Below are 4,212 nucleotides of genomic sequence, written 5' to 3'. Positions count from 1 at the left end.
TCCGACATCGTCGAGGCTCCGGGCGCCTACGCTGAGAGCCCCGACCGCGCGGGTCCGGCGCCGCCGGTCGGGTCTTCCGCGCCCGGTCGGGTGACCGGGGCCGCTCCGCCCCGGCCGGTGTCAGAACCGCTCCGTCTTGGCGGGGTTCCCGGTGTCAGAGCTGCTTCGCCTTGGCGAGGTTCGCGGCGAGCTCCTCCAGCACCGACGCGTAGCCCTGGTAGCTGTAGCGCTCCTCGGCGTGCCAGGGGTAGACCTGGCCGGCCTTGACCGCGGGGAGCTTCGCGAAGGTCGGCTTCTTCATCATCTCCTCGACCTTCATCGACTGGGTGCGGGCGTCGACGAGGATCACGTCCGCCTCGTAGGTGTCGGCGTTCTCCCAGCTCAGCGTCTGCCAGAAGCCCGCCTCGTCGGTCTTCTCCGGCACGACGACGTCCAGGCCCAGCTCCTTGAAGTGGCGCACGTCCACGTGGTCCTGCGGGTTGGCGATCCACAGCGAGTCGGGGCCGCCCGCCATGACCATGATCTTCAGCTTCTTCGCCTCGGGCGTGGCCAGCGCCTTGCCCGCCGCCTCGAACCTGGCCTTGGCCGCCGTCACGTCGGGGGCGTTCAGGTCGGCGCCGAGCGCGGCGGCCACCTCGCCGTACCGGCCGATCACCTCGGGCAGGGTCTTGCCGACCAGCCGCACGCCGAGCGTGGGGGCGACCTGCTCGATGGTGGCGGCGGACTTCTCCGGGACGTACCAGAGCGTGTCCTTGTCGGAGGTGTACATGCCGCTGACGAGCAGTTCGGGCTGGAGCGAGATGTACTTCTCGACGTTGAACTCGTCCCAGACGTTGCCGAGCGACTCGACCTTGGTGATGTCGACGGGGCCGACCTGGGGGTCCTTGCTGCCGTCCTTCAGCTTGTGCGGGCCGAAGACCGCGATGGGCCGGACGCCGAAGTCCCAGAGCGCGGCGGCGGCGCCGACCTGGGCGACGACCGGGCCGGGCGCTTGGGCAGGTCGATCTTCTTGCCGCGGTCGTCGGTGAAGGTCCACGGACCGGCCTCCGCCGCGGCGGGGGACGCGGCGCCCGCGGCGGGAGAGGTGGTCTCCGCCTGGCCTCCGCAGGCGGCGAGGGCGAACAGGGCTGCACCGAGGCCGACGGCCAGGACGCCTCGCCGGGACAGGACAGGCAGGGACATTTTTCCCTCTCCAAAGGATAGGCTCGCCTTATTACTTCCGGATTAGATTAGCCTTGCCTAAGCAAGGACGCGAAAGGGGGCCGGGTGAGCACGGCCGATGTGGTCACGGTCGCCTCGGGCGACGCACGGGCCAGGCAGGCGCGGCGCTCCGCCCTGCTGACCGCGGGGCTGCTGGCCGGAGTCGGGGTGCTGGTGCTGCTGACGGCGGTCAGCATCGCGGTGGGCTCCCGCTCCGTCCCGCTCTCCACGGTCGTCGACGCGCTGACCGCCCCGGACGGCTCGGCCGACCACACCGTGATCCGGGAGCTGCGCGTGCCGCGCACCTTCCTCGGCCTCGGCGTCGGCGCGGCCCTCGGCCTGGCCGGGGCGCTCATGCAGGGCCTGACCCGCAACCCGCTGGCCGATCCCGGCCTGCTCGGCGTCAACAGCGGCGCCGCCCTCGGTGTCGCCGCCGCCCTCGGCCTGCTGGGGATCTCCGACCCCGCCCTCTACGTCTGGTTCGCCTTCGCCGGGGCGGCCGCGGCCGCCGTGCTGGTCTACGCGCTGGGCTCGGCGGGCCGCGCCGGCTCCACCCCGGTACGGCTGGCACTGGCGGGCGTGGCCCTGGGCATGGTCTTCGGCGCCGCGTCCTCGGCGATCCTGCGGATCGACAGCGCCACCTTCGACCGGATGCGGTTCTGGCTGACCGGCTCCCTGGCCGGGCCGACCCCCGACGACGCCGTGCGGCTCGCGCCGTTCCTGGTCGCCGGGCTGGTCCTGGGCCTGGCGCTGGCGGGACCGCTCAACGCCCTGGCGCTCGGCGACGAGGCCGGACGCGCCCTGGGCCTGGGCATCGGCCGCACCCGCGCGCTGACCGCCCTCGCCGTCACCCTGCTCTGCGGGTCGGCGACCGCGGCGGCCGGGCCGCTCTGGTTCGTCGGGCTGGTCGTGCCGCACGGCGTGCGCCTGCTCACCGGCTCCGACCAGCGCTGGCTGCTGCCGTACACCGCCGTGTTCACCCCGGTGATCCTGCTCGGCGCCGACGTCCTCGGCCGGATCGTCGTGTCCCCGGCCGAGATCCAGGTCGGCCTCATGTGGGCCGTCGTCGGGGCGCCGGTCTTCATCCTGCTCGCCCGGCGCCGGAGGCTCGCCGCCCTATGACGACCACCTCACCCCCTCTCGGAGCCCGTCGCGCCATGACCGTCCTGCGCCTCGCCTCCTGGTCGCTGCGCCTGTCGCCGCGCGGCCTCGCCATCTGCCTCCTGCTCGTCGCCGCGGGCGCCGCCGTCGGCCTGGTCGCCCTGTCGACCGGCGAGTTCACCGTGCCCATCCCCGACATCGTGGGCTCGCTCTTCGGCCAGGGCACCCCGGCCGCCGAGCTCATCGTCTGGAAGCTGCGCGCGCCCCGGGTCGTGACCGGCCTGCTGGTCGGCGCGGCGTTCGGGCTGAGCGGGGCGATCTTCCAGAGCATCACCCGCAACCCGCTCGGCAGCCCCGACTTCATCGGCTTCACCGCGGGCGCGGCGACCGGCGGCATCGTCGCGGTCGTCCTGGGCGGCTCGGCCTGGCAGATCGCGGGCGGCTCGCTGCTCGGCTGCGTGGCCTGCGCGCTACTGGTCTACGCGCTCTCCTTCCGCAACGGCGTGCAGGCCCACCGGCTGATCCTGGTCGGCATCGGGGTCAGCGCGCTGCTCACCTCCGCCGACTGGTACCTGCTGACCCGGGCCAACATCAACGACGCCGCCACCGCGGGGGCCTGGCTCACCGGCAGCCTGGGCGGGCGCGGCTGGGAGCACGCCGTCCCGGTCGCCTGCGCGCTGGCGCTGCTGCTCCCGGTCTGCGCCCTGGTCTCCCGCCCGCTGCGGATGATGGAGATGGGCGACGACTCGGCCAAGGCCGTCGGCATCCGGGTCGAGCCGTGCGCGCGGCCGCGGTCACCGTGGGCGTGCTGCTGTGCGGGGTCGCCACCGCCGCCACCGGCCCGGTGGTCTTCGTCGCGATGGCCGCCCCGCAGCTCGCCCGGCGGCTCACCCGCTCCCCCGGCGTCACCCTGCTCTCCTCCGCGCTGATGGGCGCGGTCCTGCTGGTGACCGCCGACCTCGCCGCGCAGCGCCTGCTGGCCCCGGTCCAGCTGCCCGTGGGGATCATGACCGCCGCGATCGGCGGCACGTACCTGGTGTACATGCTCCGGAAGGAACGACGTTGAGACTGCAGGGCACCGGACTGACGCTCTCCTACGACAGCCGCGTGGTCGCCGCCGGCCTGGACGTGACGATCCCGGACGGCTCCTTCACCGTGATCATCGGGCCGAACGCGTGCGGCAAGTCCACGACGCTGCGGGCGCTGGCCCGCATGCTCAAGCCCCGCGCCGGGACGGTCCGCCTCGACGGCTCCCTGATCACCTCGCTGCCGTCCAAGGAGGTCGCCCGCCGGCTCGGCCTGCTGCCGCAGAGCTCGGTCGTGCCCGACGGCATCACCGTCGCCGACCTGGTCGGCCGGGGCCGCTACCCGCACCAGCGGCTGATGCGGCAGTGGTCGAAGCAGGACGAGGCCGCGGTGGGCTCGGCCATGGAGGCGACCGGCGTGGCCGACCTGGCCGACCGGTGCGTGGACGAGCTCTCCGGCGGCCAGCGCCAGCGCGTCTGGCTGGCCATGGCGCTGGCCCAGGAGACGTCGATCCTGCTGCTGGACGAGCCGACGACCTTCCTCGACATCGCCCACCAGATCGAGGTCCTCGACCTCTGCGCCGATCTGCACGAGCAGGGCCGCACCCTGGTCGCGGTGCTGCACGACCTCAACCAGGCCTGCCGCTACGCCACCCACCTGATCGTGATGCGCGAGGGCCGGATCGTGGCCGAGGGCGACCCCGCGGAGATCGTCACCGCCGAACTGGTCCGCGACGTCTACGACCTGCGCTGCGAGATCATCACCGATCCGCAGAGCGGCACCCCGCTGATCGTCCCGGAGGCCCGCCGCCGCGCCCGCACCGGCGCCCCGGCCTGAGCCGGGACCCGGACCCGCGGCCACCGGCCGGGACACGCGGTCACCGGC

General features: G+C 73.8%; 3 protein-coding genes and 1 pseudogene. 3 read left to right on the top strand and 1 reads right to left on the bottom strand.

Annotation, left to right across the window (positions count from 1 at the left end):
* Window positions 1-154 precede the first annotated feature (154 nt).
* Window positions 155-1,036, bottom strand: coding sequence for an ABC transporter substrate-binding protein (locus tag ACWJ6R_RS31215; RefSeq protein WP_449065661.1), 882 nt, complete (start codon window positions 1,034-1,036; stop codon window positions 155-157).
* A 230-nt stretch (window positions 1,037-1,266) separates the two neighbouring features.
* Here ACWJ6R_RS31215 and ACWJ6R_RS31210 point away from each other — a divergent pair, with 230 nt between their 5' ends.
* The 3 genes and pseudogenes from ACWJ6R_RS31210 (at window position 1,267) to ACWJ6R_RS31200 (ending at window position 4,164) form a co-directional block, all read left to right on the top strand.
* Window positions 1,267-2,322 carry a FecCD family ABC transporter permease gene (locus tag ACWJ6R_RS31210; RefSeq protein WP_449065660.1) on the top strand — a complete coding sequence of 352 codons (1,056 nt, stop codon included), beginning with the start codon at window positions 1,267-1,269 and terminating at the stop codon, window positions 2,320-2,322.
* Window positions 2,319-3,367 (top strand): annotated as a pseudogene (locus tag ACWJ6R_RS31205) (FecCD family ABC transporter permease). Before ACWJ6R_RS31210 ends, ACWJ6R_RS31205 begins: the two are co-directional and overlap by 4 nt.
* Window positions 3,364-4,164 (top strand): ABC transporter ATP-binding protein, encoded by an 801-nt coding sequence (locus ACWJ6R_RS31200; RefSeq protein WP_449065659.1) that lies wholly within the window; start codon window positions 3,364-3,366, stop codon window positions 4,162-4,164. Before ACWJ6R_RS31205 ends, ACWJ6R_RS31200 begins: the two are co-directional and overlap by 4 nt.
* Window positions 4,165-4,212 lie beyond the last annotated feature (48 nt).

This window comes from Planomonospora algeriensis (assembly GCF_977012225.1).
This window is presented reverse-complemented; position numbering and strand designations above follow the sequence as displayed.